19 protein-coding genes are annotated in these 19991 nt (G+C 71.2%); 2 read left to right on the forward strand and 17 right to left on the reverse strand.

Annotated elements, in window-relative coordinates:
• Positions 1–8: 8 nt before the first annotated feature.
• Positions 9–479 carry an OsmC family protein gene (locus tag N3K63_RS14965; protein ID WP_261581005.1) on the reverse strand — a complete coding sequence of 157 codons (471 nt, stop codon included), beginning with the start codon at positions 477–479 and terminating at the stop codon, positions 9–11.
• A gap of 53 nt (positions 480–532) precedes the next feature.
• Between N3K63_RS14965 and N3K63_RS14970 the strand changes: the two genes are divergently transcribed.
• On the forward strand, positions 533–1522 hold the full coding sequence (locus N3K63_RS14970) for an asparaginase (protein WP_261581006.1): 990 nt from the start codon (positions 533–535) through the stop codon (positions 1520–1522).
• Between the two features lie 55 nt (positions 1523–1577).
• On the opposite strand, the gene N3K63_RS14975 is transcribed toward N3K63_RS14970, so the two are convergent.
• The 4 genes from N3K63_RS14975 to N3K63_RS14990 form a co-directional block, all read right to left on the reverse strand.
• Positions 1578–4385 carry an FtsK/SpoIIIE domain-containing protein gene (locus N3K63_RS14975; protein ID WP_261581007.1) on the reverse strand — a complete coding sequence of 936 codons (2808 nt, stop codon included), beginning with the start codon at positions 4383–4385 and terminating at the stop codon, positions 1578–1580.
• A gap of 66 nt (positions 4386–4451) precedes the next feature.
• Complete coding sequence (locus N3K63_RS14980; protein WP_261581008.1) at positions 4452–5240, reverse strand: PP2C family protein-serine/threonine phosphatase; 789 nt, start codon at positions 5238–5240, stop codon at positions 4452–4454.
• Positions 5241–5288: 48 nt separating this feature from the next.
• Positions 5289–7262: an ABC transporter ATP-binding protein gene (locus tag N3K63_RS14985; RefSeq protein ID WP_390895290.1), complete on the reverse strand. Its 1974-nt coding sequence runs from the start codon at positions 7260–7262 to the stop codon at positions 5289–5291.
• A complete protein-coding gene (locus N3K63_RS14990; RefSeq protein WP_261581009.1) occupies positions 7259–8992 on the reverse strand; it encodes an ABC transporter ATP-binding protein in 1734 nt (577 codons plus the stop codon). Before N3K63_RS14990 ends, N3K63_RS14985 begins: the two co-directional genes overlap by 4 nt.
• A gap of 166 nt (positions 8993–9158) precedes the next feature.
• On the opposite strand from N3K63_RS14990, the gene N3K63_RS14995 reads away from it, so the two are divergent.
• Positions 9159–9635 (forward strand): DUF4282 domain-containing protein, encoded by a 477-nt coding sequence (locus tag N3K63_RS14995; protein ID WP_261581010.1) that lies wholly within the window; start codon positions 9159–9161, stop codon positions 9633–9635.
• Positions 9636–9648: 13 nt separating this feature from the next.
• Here the strand turns inward: N3K63_RS14995 and N3K63_RS15000 are convergent, their stop codons facing one another.
• The 12 genes from N3K63_RS15000 to N3K63_RS15055 all read right to left on the reverse strand — a co-directional run bounded on the left by N3K63_RS15000 (position 9649) and on the right by N3K63_RS15055 (position 19883).
• Entirely contained in the window at positions 9649–10404 is a 756-nt protein-coding gene (locus N3K63_RS15000; RefSeq protein ID WP_261581011.1) for a YaaA family protein, read from the reverse strand.
• A gap of 88 nt (positions 10405–10492) precedes the next feature.
• The gene (locus tag N3K63_RS15005) at positions 10493–10753 is read right to left on the reverse strand and encodes a F0F1 ATP synthase subunit epsilon (RefSeq protein ID WP_261581012.1); all 261 of its coding nucleotides are present in this window, start codon (positions 10751–10753) and stop codon (positions 10493–10495) included.
• Position 10754: 1 nt separating this feature from the next.
• Positions 10755–12200, reverse strand: coding sequence for a F0F1 ATP synthase subunit beta (gene atpD, locus N3K63_RS15010; RefSeq protein WP_261581013.1), 1446 nt, complete (start codon positions 12198–12200; stop codon positions 10755–10757).
• A 24-nt stretch (positions 12201–12224) separates the two neighbouring features.
• Positions 12225–13130, reverse strand: coding sequence for a F0F1 ATP synthase subunit gamma (locus tag N3K63_RS15015; protein ID WP_261581014.1), 906 nt, complete (start codon positions 13128–13130; stop codon positions 12225–12227).
• Between the two features lie 20 nt (positions 13131–13150).
• Positions 13151–14791 carry a F0F1 ATP synthase subunit alpha gene (atpA, locus tag N3K63_RS15020; protein ID WP_261581015.1) on the reverse strand — a complete coding sequence of 547 codons (1641 nt, stop codon included), beginning with the start codon at positions 14789–14791 and terminating at the stop codon, positions 13151–13153.
• A gap of 74 nt (positions 14792–14865) precedes the next feature.
• Positions 14866–15657, reverse strand: a complete 792-nt coding sequence (locus N3K63_RS15025) for a F0F1 ATP synthase subunit delta (RefSeq protein WP_261581016.1) — start codon at positions 15655–15657, stop codon at positions 14866–14868.
• Positions 15657–16202 carry a F0F1 ATP synthase subunit B gene (locus N3K63_RS15030; protein WP_261581017.1) on the reverse strand — a complete coding sequence of 182 codons (546 nt, stop codon included), beginning with the start codon at positions 16200–16202 and terminating at the stop codon, positions 15657–15659. The genes N3K63_RS15025 and N3K63_RS15030 overlap by 1 nt, the downstream gene beginning before the upstream one ends.
• A gap of 28 nt (positions 16203–16230) precedes the next feature.
• Complete coding sequence (gene atpE / locus N3K63_RS15035; RefSeq protein WP_261581018.1) at positions 16231–16467, reverse strand: ATP synthase F0 subunit C; 237 nt, start codon at positions 16465–16467, stop codon at positions 16231–16233.
• Between the two features lie 43 nt (positions 16468–16510).
• Positions 16511–17335, reverse strand: a complete 825-nt coding sequence (atpB, locus tag N3K63_RS15040) for a F0F1 ATP synthase subunit A (RefSeq protein WP_261581019.1) — start codon at positions 17333–17335, stop codon at positions 16511–16513.
• A 93-nt stretch (positions 17336–17428) separates the two neighbouring features.
• Positions 17429–17938 (reverse strand): hypothetical protein, encoded by a 510-nt coding sequence (locus N3K63_RS15045; RefSeq protein WP_261581020.1) that lies wholly within the window; start codon positions 17936–17938, stop codon positions 17429–17431.
• On the reverse strand, positions 17935–19092 hold the full coding sequence (locus N3K63_RS15050) for an MraY family glycosyltransferase (RefSeq protein ID WP_261581021.1): 1158 nt from the start codon (positions 19090–19092) through the stop codon (positions 17935–17937). The genes N3K63_RS15045 and N3K63_RS15050 overlap by 4 nt, the downstream gene beginning before the upstream one ends.
• Complete coding sequence (locus N3K63_RS15055; RefSeq protein ID WP_261581022.1) at positions 19089–19883, reverse strand: L-threonylcarbamoyladenylate synthase; 795 nt, start codon at positions 19881–19883, stop codon at positions 19089–19091. Before N3K63_RS15055 ends, N3K63_RS15050 begins: the two co-directional genes overlap by 4 nt.
• Positions 19884–19991: the final 108 nt, after the last annotated feature.

The following is a 19991-nucleotide window of genomic DNA, read 5'->3' on the forward strand; positions in this document are numbered from 1 at the left end:
CCGCGCGGTCAGGCGACCGTGACCTCGGGCTCGTGGCGCACCGGGAAGTTGACGCTGTTCGCGATGAAGCACCACTCGCGCGCCTGCCGGTGCGCGGCGGTGGCCGCCTCGACCATCGACGCGTCGGCGACGACGACGCGTGGGCGCAGCACGACCTCGCGGAACGCGCCGCCCCCGCGACCGTCCTCGACCATCGTGCCGGTCGCCTCGTCGGCGTAGGAGACGACGACCACGCCCGCCCCCACGCAGGCGTGCAGGTACGACAGCAGGTGGCATTCGCTGAGCGACGCCAGCAGCATGTCTTCGGGATTCCACTTGGCGGGGTCGCCGCGGAACGGCTTGTCGCTGGAGGCGGCGACGTCGGGCTTGCCGGCCACCGAGAGGGTGACCGAGCGGTCGTAGTCCCGGTACCCCGAGGTGCCGGTGCCGCGGTTGCCCGTCCAGTGCGCGCTCAGCGCGTAGTGGTGCTCGCCGTTCATGCCGTCAGTCTCGCACGCCGGGTGGGGCGCCGCCCCGGCGATAGGCTGGGACGGTGACGCAGACCTTCCCCGTGTCCTCCGCGGTCGAACTGGCCGTCGTCGAACGCAGCGGCTTCATCGAGTCGCGCCACGCCGGATCGGCGATCGTGCTCGACGCCGAGGGCGTCGTGATCGACGCGCTGGGCGATGTCGACCAGCCGATCCTGCCGCGCTCGAGCCTCAAGCCGTTGCAGGCGCTGGGTGCGCTGACCGCCGGCGCCCCGCTGGAGGGCCTGCCCCTGGCGCTGGCCACGGCCAGCCACTCCGGCACCGACCGCCACGTCGCCGTCGTGCGGGACGTGCTCGATGCGGCGGGGCTCGACGAGAACGCCCTGCAGTGCCCGCCGGCGTGGCCGGGCGACACCGCCACGCGCGACGAGATGGTGCTCGAGCGGATGCCGCAGTCGCGGCTGCGCATGAACTGCTCGGGCAAGCACGCCGCGATGCTGCTCACCTGCACCGCCAACGGCTGGGACCCGACGACCTACCTCGCCCCCGACCACCCCCTCCAGGCGCACATCCGCGAGGTGATCGAGCGTCTCACCGGCGCCAAGGTCGCCGCCACCGCGGTCGACGGATGCGGGGCGCCGGTGTACGGCATGAGCCTGGCCGGGCTGGGGCGCGCCGCCCACCGCATCGGCACGGCATCCGAGCGGTCCCCGTTCGCCCTCCACCGCCACGCCGGCGTGCTCGTGCGCACCGTGCGCGAGAACCCGTGGACCATCGACGGCCCGGGTCGTCCCGACACCATCGCCATCGAGCGACTGGGCGTGTTCGCCAAGGGCGGCGCCGAGGGCGTCATGATCATGGTCGCCCCCGACGGCACGACCACCGCGCTGAAGGTGCTCGACGGCAGCGGCCGCGCGGCGACGGCGATCGCGCTGGCGCTGCTGGTCAAGCACGGCGCCCTGCCGGCGGGCGAGGTCGCCGCGACTCTCGCGCAGCTCCCCCTCACCGTGCACGGCGGGGGCGCCGAGGTCGGGGCCATCCGCGCCACGGTCTGAGCTCCGCCGACCGCGAGGGCCGCACCGGCCGCCTCAGGTGCGGCGGCCGCCGGGCTCAGGCCGGCAGGACGATGCGTGTCACGTCCCCCTCCCCGCGCACGAGCCAGGCCCTGCCCGGTGCGGCGTAGGGCGGAAGCGCGCGCACCCCGGTGACCGCGCGGAAGTCCGGTCCGCAGGCGGCGGCCACCACGAGGCAGCCGGCGGCGCGCGCCTCCGACAGCAGTCGCCACTGCCCGACCCACTGCTCCGGGGTGCCGTGCACGACCGCGCCGGCGACCAGCGCCGCCGCCGGATCGTCGACGCTCACCCCGGCGCGCCCCCACGCGGCTGTCACGGCGGCCGCCGCCGACGCGGCGGGGGCGACGAGGGCGACCGGGCCGGGTCCGGGATGCCACGGCGAGGGCGTTCGGCGGCGGGTGGGCGCCGGCGGGTCGACGTGCACGAGCTGCACGACCCGGCGGGCGTGCACGCCGCGGCCGGGCACGGCACCGGCCACGAAGTCGGCGGCGTCGCCGCCGGCGGCCACGAGGTCGGCCCGTGACTCGTGGGCGAGCAGCACCCGGTCGGCGAGCAGGTCGACGATGCGCGCGACGCCCGCCGAGGCCCGGGCGGCGGTGACGACCAGGCGCACACCGCGGGAGCGGGCCTCGCGGGCGCACAGCTCGAGCCGGTCGCGGACGGCCGCGGCGTGGTCGGCGGGGAGCCGTGCCAGCAGCAGGTCGAGGTCGTCGACGAGCACGACGGCACCGCGCGGGGCGTGCTCGAGCGCGGCCACCGCGTCCCACCCGGCTTCGGGGTCGGCGGGGACGACGATCGCCTCGGCCGCCTGCGCGGCGACCGCATGGATCAGCGTCGAGCGACCGCTGCCGCCGCGGCCGAGCACCGCCAGGCCCGCCGCCGCGGCGGGCAGCTCGAGCAGCGGCTGCGCCTGACGGGCGGGCTCGTCGACGCGGCCGAGGATGATCCGCCCTGGCCGGTGCACAGCGCCCAACGGCAGGAGTTCGGGCAGGGCGGGAAGCCACGGGGCGCGCACCACCGCGCCGTCGTGGCGCGCGGCGATGCCGGCGATGAGGGCCGGTGAGGCGAGGGCCACCCGCACCGGCTCGGCGGCGCTGTCGGCGGCGCGACGCACGAGCGCGATGCCCCGGTCGGCCGCCCGGCCCGACAGGCGCGCGGCCTCGTCGCCGCCCAGCACGGTGCGGGAATCGCCCGCGTCGGTCACCCGCAGGGCGATGCGCAGCGGGGCGTTGGCCAGCACCGCCTCGCGGAACGCGCCCGCCGCCCGCTGCGAGGCCATGATCGCGTGCACGCCCAGCGCCCGCCCGCGCGCGACGATGTCGGCGAACAGCTCGTGCACGGCGGAGTGGGCGGCCGCCAGCGCGGCGAACTCGTCGACGACGATCACCAGGCGCGGCAGCAGGGTGCCGCACTCGGAGACGTCGCGCGCGCCGGCCGCTGCCAGCACGCGCTCCCGATGCAGCAGTTCGGCGCGGATGCTCTCCACGGCACGCACCGCGCCGGCGACGTCGAGGTCGGTGACCACCCCGGTCACGTGCGGGAGCACCGTCAGCGCGTCGAACGCGCGGCCGCCCTTGAAGTCGACGAGGAGGAAGGTCACCTCGGCGGGAGTGCGGGTGGCCGCCAGGGCGCTCACCCACGTCAGCAGCAGCTCGCTCTTGCCCGAGCCGGTGACCCCGATGACCACCGCGTGCGGACCGTCGTCGACGAGGTCGACCACGGCGGCCGTACCGCCGCACGTGCCCACGACGGCGGGGAGCCCGCGGCCGCCCTCCCCCGCCGTCCCCGCGTCCCGCGCCGTCCCCGCGTCGCGCAGCAGGTCGTGCAGGTCGGCCGTCATGTCGGGCCGCCGGCCGAGCGAGGCCTCGGCGCGGGCGGCGAGCGCTGCGAGCACCCGGGCGGTCTGCGCGGCCGACACCGCCTCGACCCCGATGTCGGTGGCGGTGCCCCCGTGGTCGAGGCGCGCCCGTCCCACCGGGAGGAGGGTCAGCACCGCCGTGCAGCGCGGCGGGGGCGGGGCGCCCTCGGCCACGCGCACCAGGGGGATGTCGGCCTCGCGCGGCACCGCCTGCCCCGGTTCGCCGAGCCACAGCATCCGCCCGCCGACCGCGTCGCGGTGGGGCGCCGCGTCCCAGTCCGTCCCCTCGGGGGCCACCAGCCGCACCTCGCCCGGCGGCAGCATGCACAGCACCTGCAGCGCGAGGGCGCGCACGACCGCCCGCGCGGCGACCTCGGGGCCGATCACGGCGACGCCGGCCGTCAACGGCACCGCCGCGGGCACATCGTCGATGCGGCGGGCGCGGCGCTGCATCTCGAGGGTCGCCGGGTCGCCGTCGCCCCCGCCCACCCGCACGTCGCTGGCGCTCTCCCCCCGTCCCACCACCAGCACGTCGCCGCGCCCGGGCACGCCGCGCCAGATCTCGGCGTGATCGCGCGCGTAGCCGTGCAGATCGGGGTGGCGCGCCCAGCGCGCGGCGCGCTCGTGCGCGTGGCGCCGGGCGAGCTGTGCGCCCACCCGCGTGCGCGCCGCCTCGGCCTCGCGCCGGGCGGCGCGGCGGCCGCGGCGGAGGGTGCGGCGCCCGTCCCACAGGGCGCCGATCGCCATCAGCGGCCCCAGCGCGGCGAACCAGAGCGCGTAGGGCGAGCGGGTGAACAGCCACAGTCCCACCGCGCCGACGACGGGGATCAGGGCGGAGGCCAGCGGCAACGACATCGGTGGGGGCGCGGCGGGCGCCGGCGGCAGGGTCAGCGGTTCGTCATCGCCGGGCGGGGCGGCGGCGCCGGCGGGCGGGGCCGCGGGATCGTCGGCGACGGCGGACGCGGAGCGGCGCGTGCGAGGACTCATCCCCCCATTGAGCACGTCCACGGCGCCCGTGGGACGCCTTCGGGTCGCTGCGGTGGAGAACCCGGCTCAGTCGGCGACGGGTGAGGAACCGGTGCGGGCGACGTTGAGCACGATGATCGAGATGTTGTCGCGACCGCCGTTCTCCAGCGCCGCCTCGAGCATGGCGTCGACGGCCTCGGTCGGGTCGTCGTGCTGCAGCAGGAAGTGCAGGATGCCGTAGTCGGTGAGCTCCTTGGTGAGCCCGTCGCTGCAGACCACGAACCGGTCGCCGTCGACGACCTCGAGGCGCACATAGTCGGGCTCGACCCCGTCGGTCGGGCCGACGGCGCGCGTGATGACGTTGCCGTAGGGGTGGTTCTCGGCCTCTTCGGGGCTCAGGCGCCCAGCGGCGATGAGCTCCTGCACGACCGAGTGGTCGGTGGTGATCTGTGCCAGGGCGCCGTCGCGGAAGAGGTACACGCGCGAGTCGCCGATGTTCAGCGTGACCCAGGTGGGCTCGCCGTCGCCCACGTCGAGGAAGACGCCGGTCACCGTGGTGCCGGTGCCCTCGTCGGTGGTCTCGGGGTGGGCGGCGATGTCGTTGACGGCGCGGGCGAGAGCCTTCTCGATGGACGCCGGGGCCACGTTGCCCTTGTCTGTCACGGCGCGCAGCCGCTCGATCGCGCTCGACGAGGCGATCTCACCGCCGACGTGTCCGCCCATGCCGTCGGCGACCACGAACAGCGGGTAGGCCGCCAGCACGGCATCCTGGTTGATCTCGCGCCGCCGCCCGGTATGGGTGACTTCCGACCACGACAGCTCGAGCGCGCCGTCCTCAAGCGGAACGGTGCGCGTGATCGTCGCGGAGTCGGACACGCGCTCTCTCTCCCTGGTCGGTACTCGCCGTGGTGCGGCGGAGCGTCCTCACACTCTAGTGGACGCCTCTCCGCCTGCCTCCTCATCCTCGCCGATCGCCGCCTCGAACTGCGCGTCGTACAGCCGTCGATATGCGCCGCGCGCCTCGAGCAGCTCGGCGTGGGCGCCCTGTTCGACGATCGTCCCCTCCTCCATGACGAGGATGAGGTCGGCGTCGCGGATGGTCGAGAGCCGGTGGGCGATGACGAACGAGGTGCGCTGCTCGCGCAGCCGGGTCATGGCGCGCTGGATGAGCAGCTCGGTGCGCGTGTCGACCGAGCTGGTGGCCTCGTCGAGGATGAGGATGCGGGGGTCGGCGAGGAACGCGCGGGCGATGGTGACCAGCTGCCGCTCCCCTACCGAGAGGTTGGTGGCCTCGTCGTCGAGGAGCGTGTCGTAGCCGTCGGGCAGGGCGTGCACGAAGCGGTCGACGTAGGCGGCGGTGGCCGCCGCGACGATCTCCTCCTCGGTGGCGCCGGGCCGTCCGTAGGCGATGTTGTCGCGGATGGTGCCGGCGAACAGCCACGTGTCCTGCAGCACCATGCCGGTGCGGGAGCGCAGGTCGGCGCGGGTCATCGCGCGGGTGTCGACCCCGTCGAGGGCGATCTCGCCGGCATCCACGTCGTAGAAGCGCATGATGAGGTTCACCAGCGTGGTCTTGCCCGCCCCCGTGGGCCCCACGATCGCCACCGTGCTGCCGGGCGTCACGTCGAGGTTCAGCCCGTCGATGAGCGGCCGGTCGGCCACGTAGCGGAACGACACGTCACGGAACTGCAGGTCGGATGCCGACGCGTCGACCGTCTCGGCCGGTTCCGGGTCGTCGCTCTGCTCCGGCTCGTCGAGCAGTTCGAACACGCGCTCGGCGCTGGCGACGCCCGACTGCAGCAGGTTGGCCATCGAGCCCAGCTGACTGAGCGGCTGGGTGAACTGCCGGGAGTACTGGATGAAGGCCTGCACGTCGCCGATCGACAGCAGACCGCCCGCCACCTGCAGCCCGCCGACGACGGCGATGGCGACGTAGACGAGGTTCCCGATGAACATCATCGCGGGCATGATGATGCCCGAGAGGAACTGGGCTCCGAAGCTCGCCCGGTACACCTCGTCGTTCTCGGCGCGGAAGTCGGCCTCGACCTCGCGCTGGTGGCCGAAGACCTTCACCACCGAGTGCCCCGAGAAGGTCTCCTCGACGCGGGCGTTGAGCACGCCGGTGGCCTTCCACTGCGCGACGAAGAGCTTCTGCGAGCGCTTGGCGACCATCACGGTGATGACGATCGTCAGCGGGATGGTGACCAGGGCGATGACGGCCAGCAGCGGCGAGATGATGAACATCATCACGAGCACGCCGATCACCGTGAGCAGCGAGATCACCACCTGCGAGAGGGTCTGCTGCATCGACTGACCGATGTTGTCGACGTCGTTGGTGACCCGGCTGAGCAGCTCGCCGCGCTGCACGCGGTCGAAGTACGACAGCGGTAGCCGGTGGATCTTCTCCTCCACCTGCACGCGCAGCCGGTTCATCGCCCGCTGCACGATGCCGTTGAGCACCCGCGCCTGCACCCACCCGAACAGGGCGGCGCCGATGTACACGGCCAGCACGATCACGAGGATGCCGGCCAGCCGCTCGAAGTCGATCCCGGCGCCGGGGACGAAGTCCATGGCGGAGAGCATGTCGGCCTGCTGCTGATTGCCGGCGGCGACGAGCCCATCGATGACCTGCTGCTTGGTCGCCCCGGCGGGCACCTGCATCGACACGAAGCCGGCGAAGACGATGTTCGTCCCCTCGCCGAGGATCTTCGGCCCCACCACCGACAGCGCCACCGACAGCACGCCGAGCACGAGCACGAGGATCAGCAGCGGCGTGTCCACCCGCAGGGTGCCCAGCAGCCGCTTGGCGCTCGGTCCGAAGTTCTGCGCCTTGGCGGCGGGGGCCATGGCCGCCGCCCCGGGCGCGCGCATCGGCCCGCCCGGACGTGCCCCGCTCATGCCGCCTCCTCCGCCGCGAGCTGCGAATCGACGATCTCCCGATAGGTCTCGCACGTCTCCACGAGCCGGTCGTGGGTGCCGAGGCCGACGATGCGGCCGTGCTCGATGACCACGATCTGATCGGCGTGCTGGATGGTCGACACCCGCTGGGCGACCACCAGCCGGGTCGCCCCGGGCAGTTCGGTGTCGAGCGCGTGGCGCAGCGCCGCGTCGGTGCGCAGGTCGAGTGCCGAGAACGAGTCGTCGAACACGTAGATCTCGGGGTCCTTCACCAGTGCGCGGGCGATCGCCAGACGCTGGCGCTGGCCGCCCGAGACGTTCGTGCCGCCCTGCGCGATCGGGGCGTCGAGGCCGCCGGGCAGGGCGGCGACGAAGCCGTCGGCCTGCGCGATGCGCAGGGCCTGCCAGAGCTGATCGTCGGTGGCGTCGGGGGCGCCGTAGCGCAGGTTCGAGGCGACGGTGCCCGAGAACAGGAACGCACGCTGGGGCACCAGCCCGATGCGCGCCCACAGGTCGTCGGGGTCGAGCTCCCGCACATCGACGCCGTCGACGCGCACCGCGCCCGCCGTCACGTCGAACAGGCGGGCCACCAGGCCGACGAGGGTCGTCTTGCCGGCGCCGGTCGAACCGATGACCGCTGTGGTCGTGCCGGGCGCGATGGTGAAGGTGAGATCCTGCAGCACGGCGTCGTCGGCACCGGGGTAGGTGAACGAGGCGCCGTCGAAGTCGATGCGGCCGACCCCGGCCTCCGCGGCGACGGGGGCGTCCGGCGCCTCCACCGACGGGTCGGTCTCGAGCACGTCGCCGATGCGGTTCGCGCACACCGCCGCGCGGGGGATCATCACGAACATGAAGGTCGCCATCATCACGCCCATGAGGATCTGCATGAGGTAGGTGAGGAAGGCGAACAGCGTCCCGATCTCCACGCCGTTGTCCTGCACCTGCTGCGCGCCGAACCAGATCACCGCCACCGACGAGACGTTCATCACCAGCATGACCGCCGGGAACATCAGCGCCATGAGGTTGCCCGCGCGCAGCCCGGTGGCCATCACATCGTCGCTGGCACGGCCGAAGCGCGCGCGCTCGTGGTCTTCGCGCACGAACGCGCGCACGACGCGGATGCCGGTGAGCTGCTCGCGCAGGATCTGGTTGAGCCGGTCGATGCGGGCCTGCATGAGTCGGAAGGCCGGCACCATCCGCACGACGATCAACGACACGATCACCAGCAGCACCGGGATCGCGACGATCATGAGCCACGACAGCCCGGCATCCTGGCGCACCGCCATCACCACGCCGCCGATGGCGAGCATGGGCGCCGAGACCATGATGGTCGCCGACATCTGCACCAGCATCTGCACCTGCTGCACGTCGTTGGTGTTGCGGGTGATGAGCGAGGGGGCTCCGAACCCGCCCACCTCGCGCTGCGAGAACGCGACGACCCGGTGGAACAGCGCACCGCGCAGGTCGCGGCCCATCGCGGTGGCCAGGCGCGAGCCGAAGTAGACGGCGATGATCGAGCACACCACCTGCACGAGGCTGATGCCGAGCATCACCGCGCCGGTGGACCAGATGTAGGGGATGTCGCCGGTGACGACGCCCTTGTCGATGATGTCGGCGTTGAGCGTGGGCAGCATCAGCGATGCGATCGACTGCGCCAGCTGGAACACGACGACGAGGAGCACGAGCGGCCACATCGGTCGCAGGAAGCGTACGAGGAGCCTGCCGAGCACGGGCGACCCTTTCGGTCGGGACGGGACGCGCACTGCGCGCGGATCGACGCTACGCCCGCGCCCACGGCCGCTTCAAGCCGACACGTTGTGCCCACGGCGAACCTGCGCCGGGCGCAGCGGCCGCCGGGTCGCTAGCCTGGGCGCACGACCGCCGAAAGGACCCGCCATGGCCGACGAGACCCCCACCCCTCCCCCGCTGCCCCCGCAGCCGGCCGCGCAGGCGGCGGCGACCCCGGCGGCGGACCCGCCCGCGGGAGGCGTCCCCGGCGTCGACGACACCGGCGTCCCGCGCCTGGTGGGCGACGCCGACGACATCGGCCGCGGCTTCCTGTCGGCGCTGTTCGACGTCTCGTTCACGACGTTCATCACGCGTCGCCTCGCCAGCGTGTTCTACGTCGTGGGGCTCGTCGCGATCGGCATCGCCTTCATCGCGGGCTTCTTCGGCGGGATCATCGGCGGCATCCGCGCGCTGTGGTGGAACCTCGGCGGCGGCATCTCGCTGATCGTGTCGACGATCATCGTCGCCCCGGTGCTCGCCTTCCTCGCCGTGGTCGTGCTGCGCTTCGTCATCGAGGCCGTCGTCGCGCTGGTGGCGGTCGCCGAGAACACCGAGCGCACGGCGCAGAACACCGACCGCGCCTGATCGCCGCGGCGGCTCAGGCGAACAGCTCGAGTTCGCCGGCGACGCCCTCGCGCACGCGCAGCCCCGCCTGCTCGGCCCACCGCGCGAAGCCGGCGGCAGACCGGATGCGCGGGCGCGCGAGCGCGAGCTCCCGCACGAGGGCGCCCTTGGCGTGCTTGTTGAAGTGGTTGAGGGCCCGCACGGCGCCGTCGCCCGCGCCCGAGTCGGCGACGACCCGCACGTAGCGGGACGGAAGCCCCGCCGGCACCGGACCGAGCGCCGCATAGGCCTCGGAGCGCAGGTCGAGCACGAAGGGGGCGTCGGTGGCCGCCAGCGCGGCCGTGACGGCATCCGCCCACGTGCGCCGCAGCGAGGGCAGCCCGGGAAGGGCGGTGCCGGCGGCCAGGCGATAGGCGGGGATGCCGTCGAGCGCGCCGACCGGACCGAACGGCGCCGACTGCACGAGCACGTGGGCGCCGAGCCAGCGCCGCGCCGCGGGGGCCAGCGTGGCGGCGTCGAGCGCGTCGAACAGCACGCCGGTGTAGCGGTCGACGGCGGGCATCGTGGGAGATCGGCGCAGTTGCGCGTTGGCGTCGATGTCGCCGCGCTGGCGCTCGGAGAGCTTCAGCACGCGCGCCGCCGCGTCGGGGTCGGCGCTGAGGGCCACGAGCGCATCGGCGACCGCGTGCCGCTGGGCCGACAGTGCGGGCAGCGCGAGGGTGTCGAGGTCGACGGGGGCGCCCCGGCCGCCGGGGCGCTTGGTCTCGGACGGGGGCAGGAGTATCAGCATGCGAAGGGCGCTTTCGGCCGAGAAACGACGTCCCGCCCGAGACACCGGGGTGTCTGGGGCGGGACGTGGAGTCTCGACGAGGGTGTCGTCAGGAGTCGAGCGTGGCGTGGCCGGCCACGATGGTGAGCTCGTCGCCCTCCATCGACAGGAAGCCGTCCTGAGCCGTGGCGACGACCTTGCTGCCGTCGGCGCCGGTGATGCGCACCTGACCTTCGGCGAGGATCGCCAGCACGGGCTCGTGACCGCTCATGAGGCCGATCTCGCCCTCGACGGTCTTGGCCACGACGAGGTTCGCCTCACCGGACCAGACCTCCTCCTCAGCGGAGACGAGGGTGACGGACAGCGCCATGTCAGTCGTTCTCCTTCTGGATCTTCGCCCACTTCTCCTCGACGTCGCCGATGCCGCCGACGTTGAAGAACGCCTGCTCGGCGACGTGGTCGAAGTCACCCTTGACGATGGCGTCGAACGACTCGATGGTCTCCTTGATCGGGACCGTGGAGCCCTCGACACCGGTGAACTTCTTCGCCATGTAGGTGTTCTGCGAGAGGAACTGCTGGATGCGACGTGCGCGCGACACGACGACCTTGTCCTCTTCGGAGAGCTCGTCGACACCGAGGATCGCGATGATCTCCTGCAGTTCCTTGTTCTTCTGGAGGATCTGCTTGACCGCCGTGGCGACACGGTAGTGGTCGGCGCCGATGTAGCGCGGGTCGAGGATGCGGCTCGTCGAGGTGAGCGGGTCGATGGCCGGGTACAGACCCTTCGAGGCGATCTCACGCGAAAGCTCGGTGGTCGCGTCGAGGTGGGCGAAGGTGGTCGCCGGCGCCGGGTCGGTGTAGTCGTCGGCGGGCACGTAGATCGCCTGCAGCGAGGTGATCGAGTGGCCGCGCGTCGAGGTGATGCGCTCCTGGAGCACACCCATCTCGTCGGCGAGGTTCGGCTGGTAGCCCACGGCCGAGGGCATGCGGCCCAGCAGCGTGGAGACCTCGGAACCGGCCTGCGTGAAGCGGAAGATGTTGTCGATGAACAGCAGCACGTCCTGCTTCTGCACGTCGCGGAAGTACTCCGCCATCGTCAGCGCCGACAGGGCCACACGCAGACGCGTGCCCGGCGGCTCGTCCATCTGACCGAAGACGAGGGCGGTCTTGTCGAAGACGCCCGCCTCCTCCATCTCGCCGATGAGGTCGTTGCCCTCACGGGTGCGCTCACCGACACCGGCGAACACGGACACACCGCCGTGGTCCTGCGCGACGCGCTGGATCATCTCCTGGATGAGGACGGTCTTGCCGACGCCGGCACCGCCGAACAGGCCGATCTTTCCACCCTGCACGTAGGGGGTGAGGAGGTCGATCGACTTGATGCCGGTCTCGAACATCTCGGTCTTCGACTCGAGCTGGTCGAAGTTCGGCGCCTGGCGGTGGATGCCCCAGCGCTCGGTGACCTCGATGGTCTCGCCCGGTGCGGCGTTGAGCACGTCACCGGTGACGTTGAAGACCTTGCCCTTGGTGACGTCGCCGACGGGAACCGTGATGGGGCCGCCGGTGTTGCGCACCTCCTGGCCGCGGACCATGCCGTCGGTCGGCTTCAGGGAGATGGCGCGCACGAGGTCGTCGCCCAGGTGCTGGGCGACCTCGAGGGTGATCTCGGTCGACTCGCCGTCGACCGTGATGGTCGTCTTCAGCGCGTTGTAGATGTCGGGGATCGAGTCGTGCGGGAACTCGATGTCGACGACGGGGCCGGTGACGCGCGCAACGCGGCCGACGACCGTGGCCTGATCGGCAGTGACGGTGGTCATTGTCTGTCTCTTTCGGTTGGGTCTTTACTTGCCCGACGCCAGAGCGTCGGCGCCGCCGACGATCTCGGCGATCTGCTGCGTGATCTCCGCCTGACGCGCGTTGTTGCGCAGACGGGTGTAATCGGTGATGAGCTTGTCGGCGTTGTCGCTGGCCGACTTCATGGCCTTCTGGGTCGCGGCGTGCTTCGCGGCCGACGACTGCAGCAGCGCGTTGAACACGCGGCTCTGCACGTAGGTCGGCAGCAGCGCGTCGAGCACCACCTCGGGGCTCGGCTCGAACTCGTACAGCGGGTAGACCGCGTGCGAGTTCGCCGATTCGTCCTCGTCGGCCTCGACGACCTCGAGCGGGAGCAGGCGGACCGACTCGGGGCTCTGGGTCATCATGCTGACGAACTTGTTGAAGACGAGGTGGATCTCGTCGACGCCGCCGTCGTCACCGCCGCGGTCGTAAGCGTCCAGCAGGGCGCCCGCGATCTGCTCCGCGGTGTTGAAGTGCGGGGTGTCGGTGTCGCCGATCCACTCCCCTGCCGCGGTCATGCGGCGGAACTGGAAGAACCCGACGGCCTTGCGGCCCACCAGGTAGTAGTCCACGCCCTTGCCCTGCGACTTCAGCAGCTCGCCCAGCTGCAGACCCTCGCGGAGGATCTGCGAGTTGAACGCGCCGGCCAGGCCGCGGTCGGAGGCGAAGATCACGACCGCCGAACGGCGGATGACCTCGCGCTCCGTCGTCAGCGGATGCTGCACGTTCGAGTGCGTCGCCACGGCGGAGACGGCCCGCGTCACGGCCCGCGCGAACGGAGCCGAGGCGCGCACGCGCGCCATCGCCTTCTGAATGCGCGAAGCCGCGATGAGTTCCATCGCCTTCGTGATCTTCTTGGTCGTCTGAGCAGAAGAGATCTTCTGCTTGTAGACCCGGAGTTGTGCGCCCATGGATTCTTCGTCTCAGACGCTCAGGAGCGACGGCCCTTGACGATCTTCTCCTGGTTCACGTCGTCGGCGTCGGCAGCGGCGACCTCTTCGTGGCCGGGCTGGTTGATGGTCTGGCCCTTGCCGCCCTGGAACTCGAGGATGAAGGCGTCGGTGACCTTGTCGAGCTCGGCGACGGTGTCGTCGTCGAGGACGTTGGTGTCACGCAGCGTGTCGAGGATCGTCGTGTTGCGCTTCAGGTAGTCCAGCAGGTCGCGCTCGAAGCGGAGGACGTCCCCCACCTCGATCGTGTCGAGCTTGCCGTTGGTGCCGGCCCAGATCGAGACGACCTGCTCCTCGACGGGGTACGGCGAGTACTGCGGCTGCTTGAGCAGCTCGGTCAGACGCGCACCACGGGCGAGCTGGCGACGCGAGGCGGCATCCAGGTCGGAGGCGAACATCGCGAACGCCTCGAGCGAGCGGTACTGCGCGAGCTCGAGCTTCAGCGTTCCGGAGACCTTCTTGATCGACTTCACCTGGGCGTCACCACCGACGCGCGACACCGAGATACCCACGTCGACGGCGGGACGCTGGTTGGCGTTGAACAGGTCGGACTGCAGGAAGATCTGGCCGTCGGTGATCGAGATCACGTTGGTCGGGATGTAGGCCGACACGTCGTTTGCCTTCGTCTCGATGATCGGCAGACCGGTCATCGAGCCTGCGCCCAGCTCGTCGGAGAGCTTCGCGCAGCGCTCGAGCAGACGCGAGTGCAGGTAGAAGACGTCACCGGGGTAGGCCTCGCGGCCCGGCGGGCGACGCAGCAGCAGCGACACGGCGCGGTAGGCCTCGGCCTGCTTTGACAGGTCGTCGAAGATGATCAGGACGTGCTTGCCCTGGTACATCCAGTGCTGGCCGATGGCCGAACCGGTGTACGGCGCGAGGTACTTGAAGCCGGCGGGGTCGGAGGCGGGGGCCGCGACGATCGTCGTGTACTCCATGGCTCCGGCGTCTTCGAGCGCACCCTTGACGGAGGCGATCGTCGAGCCCTTCTGGCCGATGGCGACGTAGATGCAGCGCACCTGCCTGGTGGTGTCGCCCGACTCCCAGTTGGCCTTCTGGTTGATGATCGTGTCGATCGCGATGGCCGTCTTGCCGGTCTGGCGGTCGCCGATGATGAGCTGACGCTGGCCGCGGCCGACGGGGATCATGGCGTCGATGGCCTTGATGCCGGTCTGCATGGGCTCGTGCACGCTCTTGCGCTGCATGACGCCGGGCGCCTGCAGCTCGAGGGCGCGACGGCCCTCGGAGGCGATCTCGCCGAGACCGTCGATCGGGTTGCCCAGCGGGTCGACGACGCGGCCGAGGTAGCCGTCGCCGACGGCGACCGAGAGCACCTCGCCGGTGCGGGTGACCTTCTGGCCGGCCTCGATACCGGAGAATTCGCCGAGGACGACGACGCCGACCTCGTGCTCGTCGAGGTTCTGAGCGAGGCCCTCGACGCCGTTATCGAAGCGGATGAGCTCGTTCGCCATCACGCCGGGCAGACCCTCGACGTGGGCGATGCCGTCGGCGGCGTCGATGACGGTGCCGACCTCGGTCGCCGCGGCGCCCGAGGGCTCGTAGGCCGCGACGAAGTCTTTCAGCGCGTCACGGATGACGTCGGGGCTGATGGACAGTTCTGCCATGGTCTTCCTTCTTGGTGATGTCTGGTGGGAAGTCGGTGCTTCCCGTGTCCGCTCCGGTGGTGGAGCGGGAAGATCTAGCCCGCCAGGCGCTGACGGAGGTCGTTGAGACGGGACGAGACGGTGGCGTCGATGACGTCGTCGCCGATCTCGACACGCACGCCGCCGACCACCTGGGGGTCGACGACGACGTTGAGCGCGACCTCGGTGCCGTAGCGCTGGGCGAGGGAGGCCTGCAGACGGGTGATCTGCGCGTCGCTGAGCGGCGCCGCGGAGACGACCGTGGCGACCGCGCGGCCACGCTGGTCGGACACGAGGCGCTGCGCCCGCGTGAGCAGGGCGCGCACCCGGCGGCCGCGCGTCTGCTGCACGAGCGAGGACACGATGAGCGTCGTCGCCGCGCTGGCGCGGCCGTCGAGCAGGCGCTCGATGAGCGTGCCCTTGGCCGACGCGTCACCGAGGTGACGACCCAGCGCGAGCTCGAGCTCGGGGTTGGCAGCGACGGTGCGCGCAACCCCGAACAGCTCGGCGTCCAGGTCGACCTGCGGGGCGGCGATGGCCGTCGCGCGGATCGCGACCTCTTCGATGCCCGACACGAGGTCGGAGGAAGACGACCACCGCTGCCGGGCGGCGGCGGTGAGCACGGCGACGCTGGCGGGGCGGAAGGCGGCACCGAACACGTCGGTGACCACCTTCTCGCGCGCCTCGGTCGATGCCGCGGCATCCGACAGCGCACCGCTCAGCTGCGACGACTCGCCGAGCACCCGCGCGGCTGCGAACAGCTCGCGGGCGACGTCGAGGTCGACACCGGTGGCGGCGTCCAGCGCCGTCGTCGTCGCCGCGAGGGCCTGAGTGGTGGCGCTGCCCATTACTTCGCCTGCTCCGACTCGAGCTCGGCGAGGAAGCGGTCGACCACGGCCTGGGCCTTCTGGTCGTCCGAGAGGGTCTCGCCGATGACGCCGCCGGCGAGGTCGAGGGCGAGCGTGCCCACCTCGCTGCGCAGCGACACGAGCGCCGACTGGCGCTCCGCCTCGATCTGGGTGTGCGCGGCGGCGGTCACGCGGGCGGCCTCGGCCGTCGCGTTGTCCTTCGCCTCGGCGACGATCTTCTTGCCGTCCTCACGGGCGGCGTCGCGGATCTCACCGGCTTCCTTGCGGGCGGAAGCGAGCTGGGCCGTGTACTCCTCGAGCGCGGCCTCGGCCTTGCGCTGAGCCTCGTCGGCCTTGGCGATGTTTCCTTCGATCGCGGCGGCACGCTGGTCGAGCAGCGTCCGCATCTTCGGAAGGGCGACCTTCCAGAAGACGAACAGGATGACGACGAAGCAGACGCCGGACCAGATGATGTCGTACCACGCGGGGATGAGCGGGTTGTGCTCCGCTTCCTCCGCGGCATACACGACAAGAGCGTTCAGCATCCTGTCTCCTTAGGTCTGGTGAGGCTGATCAGTAACCGAAGATGAAGGCGGTCGCGATGCCGATGAAGGCGAGCGCCTCGGTGAAGGCGATACCGATCCACATGAGGACCTGCAGGCGACCGGCGAGCTCGGGCTGGCGAGCGGTGCCCTCGATCGTCTTGCCGACGACGATGCCCACACCGATGGCGGGGCCGATGGCGGCAAGGCCGTAGCCGACGGTCGCGATCGAGCCGGAGACCTGGGCGAGAACCGTAGTTGCGTCCACGGGGGTGTTTCCTTTCGTTGTGGGTGGCGGGCGCCGACCCGATTCAGTGCTCTTCTGCCACCGCGAGCTGGATGTAGACCGCGGTGAGGATGGTGAAGACGTAAGCCTGGAGGACGGCCACCAGGATCTCGAAGAGGGTGAAGGCGAAGCCGAAGGCGAGCGTGCCCGCAGCCAGCGCCGACCACCAGCCGCCGAGGTCGATCAGGAAGAACTGCGTCGCCGCGAAGAAGAGGACGAGCATGAGGTGCCCGACCATCATGTTCATCAGCAGTCGCAGCGTCAGCGTGACGGGACGGATGATGAAGGTCGAGATGAACTCGAGCGGCGTGACGATGATGTACAGGAACGGCGGCACTCCCGAGGGGAACAGCGCGTTCTTGAAGAAGTTCTTGGGGCTCTTCTTGATGCCGGCGTAGATGAAGGTCACGTAGCTGACGACGGCCAGCAGCAGCGGGACGGCGATGATCGACGTGCCCGCGATGTTCATGAACGGGATGATTCCCGTGAGGTTCATGAACAGCACCATGAAGAAGATGGTGGTGAGGATCGGCAGGAACCGGCGGCCGTCCTTCTTGCCCAGCAGGTCTTCGGCGACGTTGACGCGGACGAAGTCCAGGCCCATCTCCACGACGCTCTGGAAGCGACCCGGGATGACGCGCATGCGACGGGTGCCGAGCACGAAGATCACGACGAGGGCGATCGTCGCGATGAGCTGGATCAGGTGGATGCGCGTGACGGGGACGCCAGCGATGCTGAACAGCACCGCGGGGAAGAACTCATCGATCGAGGGACCGTGGAATTCCGGAGCGTCTCCGGCGGAGGTAGCGATCAGGGTCGCAGCTTGAGTGAACAGCGCTGGCTCCAGCATTGGGGCACCGGTCGGGACCGGAGCGACGATGGTCGGTGAGCGGACTCCGCAGGCGCGTCCCGGGGGACACAGGCGGGCTCGAAGGTAAGCCTATCAGTCCCTCGACGTGGTCTCGTCCGCCGGGTCTCCTCCCCTGCCGGGACCATCGGAGACCTCGTCGAGCGTGGGGAGGGTGACGTCGCTGACGTTCGGGATGCGCATGCGCAGCATGACGACGACGTCGATGGCGAGGGAGACGAGCACGCTGGCCACCAGCGCGAGGAAGAAGACGGTGCCGTCGAGCCAAGGCTGACCGCGCAGCACGAGAAGCACGACGATGAACACGACGAACTTGAGGATCCAGCCGCCCATCACCATGCCGAAGAAGATCGGCACGTAGAGCGGATCGCCGTACCAGCGGTTGGCGATGAGGATCGTGGCGGCGGTGAAACCGAGGAACAGGGCTGCCAGCACCACCGCGGCCAGGGCGCTCCACAGCCCGCCGATGCCGGCGGCGAGGTAGCCGGCGACGGCTCCGACCACGGCGAGGACCACCGTGGCGATGGCCGACCAGATGAGGGTGGCGCGAAGCAGCGGCGTGCTGGAGACGACGGGGCGAGTCATGCGGTGACCTTCGGTGGGGCGGCGGGGCGCCGCGACGGGAGGAGGGTGACGGTGGCGCAGGCGATCACGCCCACGAGCAGGAAGACGGCGCCCGGGATGTACAGGCCCGGCCAGTTCTCAGTCGTGCCGATGTACATCAGCAGCACCGCGAGGCTGACCACGGCCGTCCACGAGTAGAAGATCAGCACCGCGTCGCGGTCGCTGTGCCCCATGTCGAGCATGCGGTGGTGGAGGTGCTTGCGGTCGGGTGAGAACGGCGACCGTCCCTGGCCGACGCGGCGGATGACCGCCATCGCGAAATCGAGCAGCGGCAGCAGCACGATGACGATCGGCAGGATGATCGGGATGAACGCGCCCAGCAGCTGCGACCGGCCGAACACGTCGTTGTCGGCGAGCAGCTGCGGCGGCAGGTAGCCCGAGCTGGTGACGAGGATCGCCGCGGAGGCCATGAGCAGACCGAGCATCAACGCCCCGGCATCCCCCATGAACATCTTCGCGGGACTCCAGTTGAACGGCAGGAAGCCGGCGCACGCGGCCATCAGCACAACAGCGATGAAGGCGGCCAGGCTCGAGTAGCTACTGAAGGCGAAGTCGCGCGCCACCAGGTAGGTGTAGGCGAAGAACACCGCGTTGGCGATGAGGCAGACCCCCGCCACGAGCCCGTCGAGACCGTCGATGAAGTTGACGGCGTTCATCACCACGACAATCGACAGGATCGACACCGTCAGACTGATCCAGCTCGAGACGACCGTGATGCCGCCGATGGGCAGATAGAGGATCTGGATGCCGCCGGGGCCGACCACCAGCCACGCGGCGAGGAACTGCGCGCCGAGCTTGAGGAACCAGTCGAGGTCCCACAGGTCGTCGACCACGCCGACCACGACGATGAGGAAGGTGGCCCCCAGCAGCGCCCAGTTGCGCGCGGGGTTGTCCCAGAAGATCGCGAAGTACGGCACCACCGACGACAGCCCGAAGGCGGCGAGCACGCCGAAGAACATCGCGACGCCGCCCAGACGCGGGGTGGGCGTGCGGTGCACGTCGCGCTCGCGGATCTCGGGATAGAGCTTGTAGCGCAACGCGAATCGCCACACCAGCCACGCGAGCACGAAAGTGACGGCGGCGGTCAGGATGGCGACGAAGACGTAGAACTTCACGCGTCTGGATCGGCCTCGGGGGCGGCGCGGTCGGCGGCGGCCGGCGCCGCGGCATCCGGCCGGTCTGCGGGCGGAGCATCGGTCCCGGCGGAGTCGGCTGCGTCGGTGTCGTCGGTGTCGTCTGCGGGGTCGGGCTCGAGCAGATCGCCGAGCAGGCGGCGCAGCTCGGCGCGCGGGATCGCGCCCTCACGGAGCACCCGCACCGGTCCCGTGCCGCCGCCCACCAGCCCCGTCGCGTCGACGATCGTCGACGAGACGCCGTGGGTCGACAGCCCGCCGTCGAGGTAGACGGCCACGGTGTCGCCGAGCATCGTGATGGCCTCGTCGATGCCGATCGCCGCAGGCTTTCCGGTCTTGTTGGCGCTGGAGACGGCCAGCGGGCCGACCTCTTCGAGGAGCTCGAGGGTGAAGCTGTCGGCGGGCATGCGCACCGCCACGGTGCCGTTGGTGTCGCCGAGGTCCCACGACAGCGACGGCTGCGAGGGCAGCACGATGGTGAGTCCCCCGGGCCAGAACTCCGCGACGAGGCGCTCGACCGGCTCGGGAACCTCGGCCACGAGAGCGCGCATGGTGGTCGCGCCGGCGACCAGCACCGGCGGCGGCGACTGGCGTCCGCGGCCCTTGGCGGCCAGCAGCGCCGCGACGGCGGCGGCGTTGAACGCGTCGGCGCCGACGCCGTACACGGTGTCGGTGGGCAGCACGATGAGCTCGCCGCGGCTGACGGCCTGTCGGGTGGCGCGCATGGCGGGAAGCAGCTGCTGCGGATCGCGGCAGTCGAAGACGTTCGTCATAGCGCCCTCAGTCTACGGTGGCGCACCCTCACCCCCGCGGGGGGGGGGGGGGGGGGGGGGGGGGGGGGGGGGGGGGGGGGGGGGGGGGGGGGGGGGGGGGGGGGGGGG

Origin of the sequence: Microbacterium festucae, from assembly GCF_025421715.1 — a bacterium.
Lineage (GTDB): Bacteria > Actinomycetota > Actinomycetes > Actinomycetales > Microbacteriaceae > Microbacterium > Microbacterium festucae.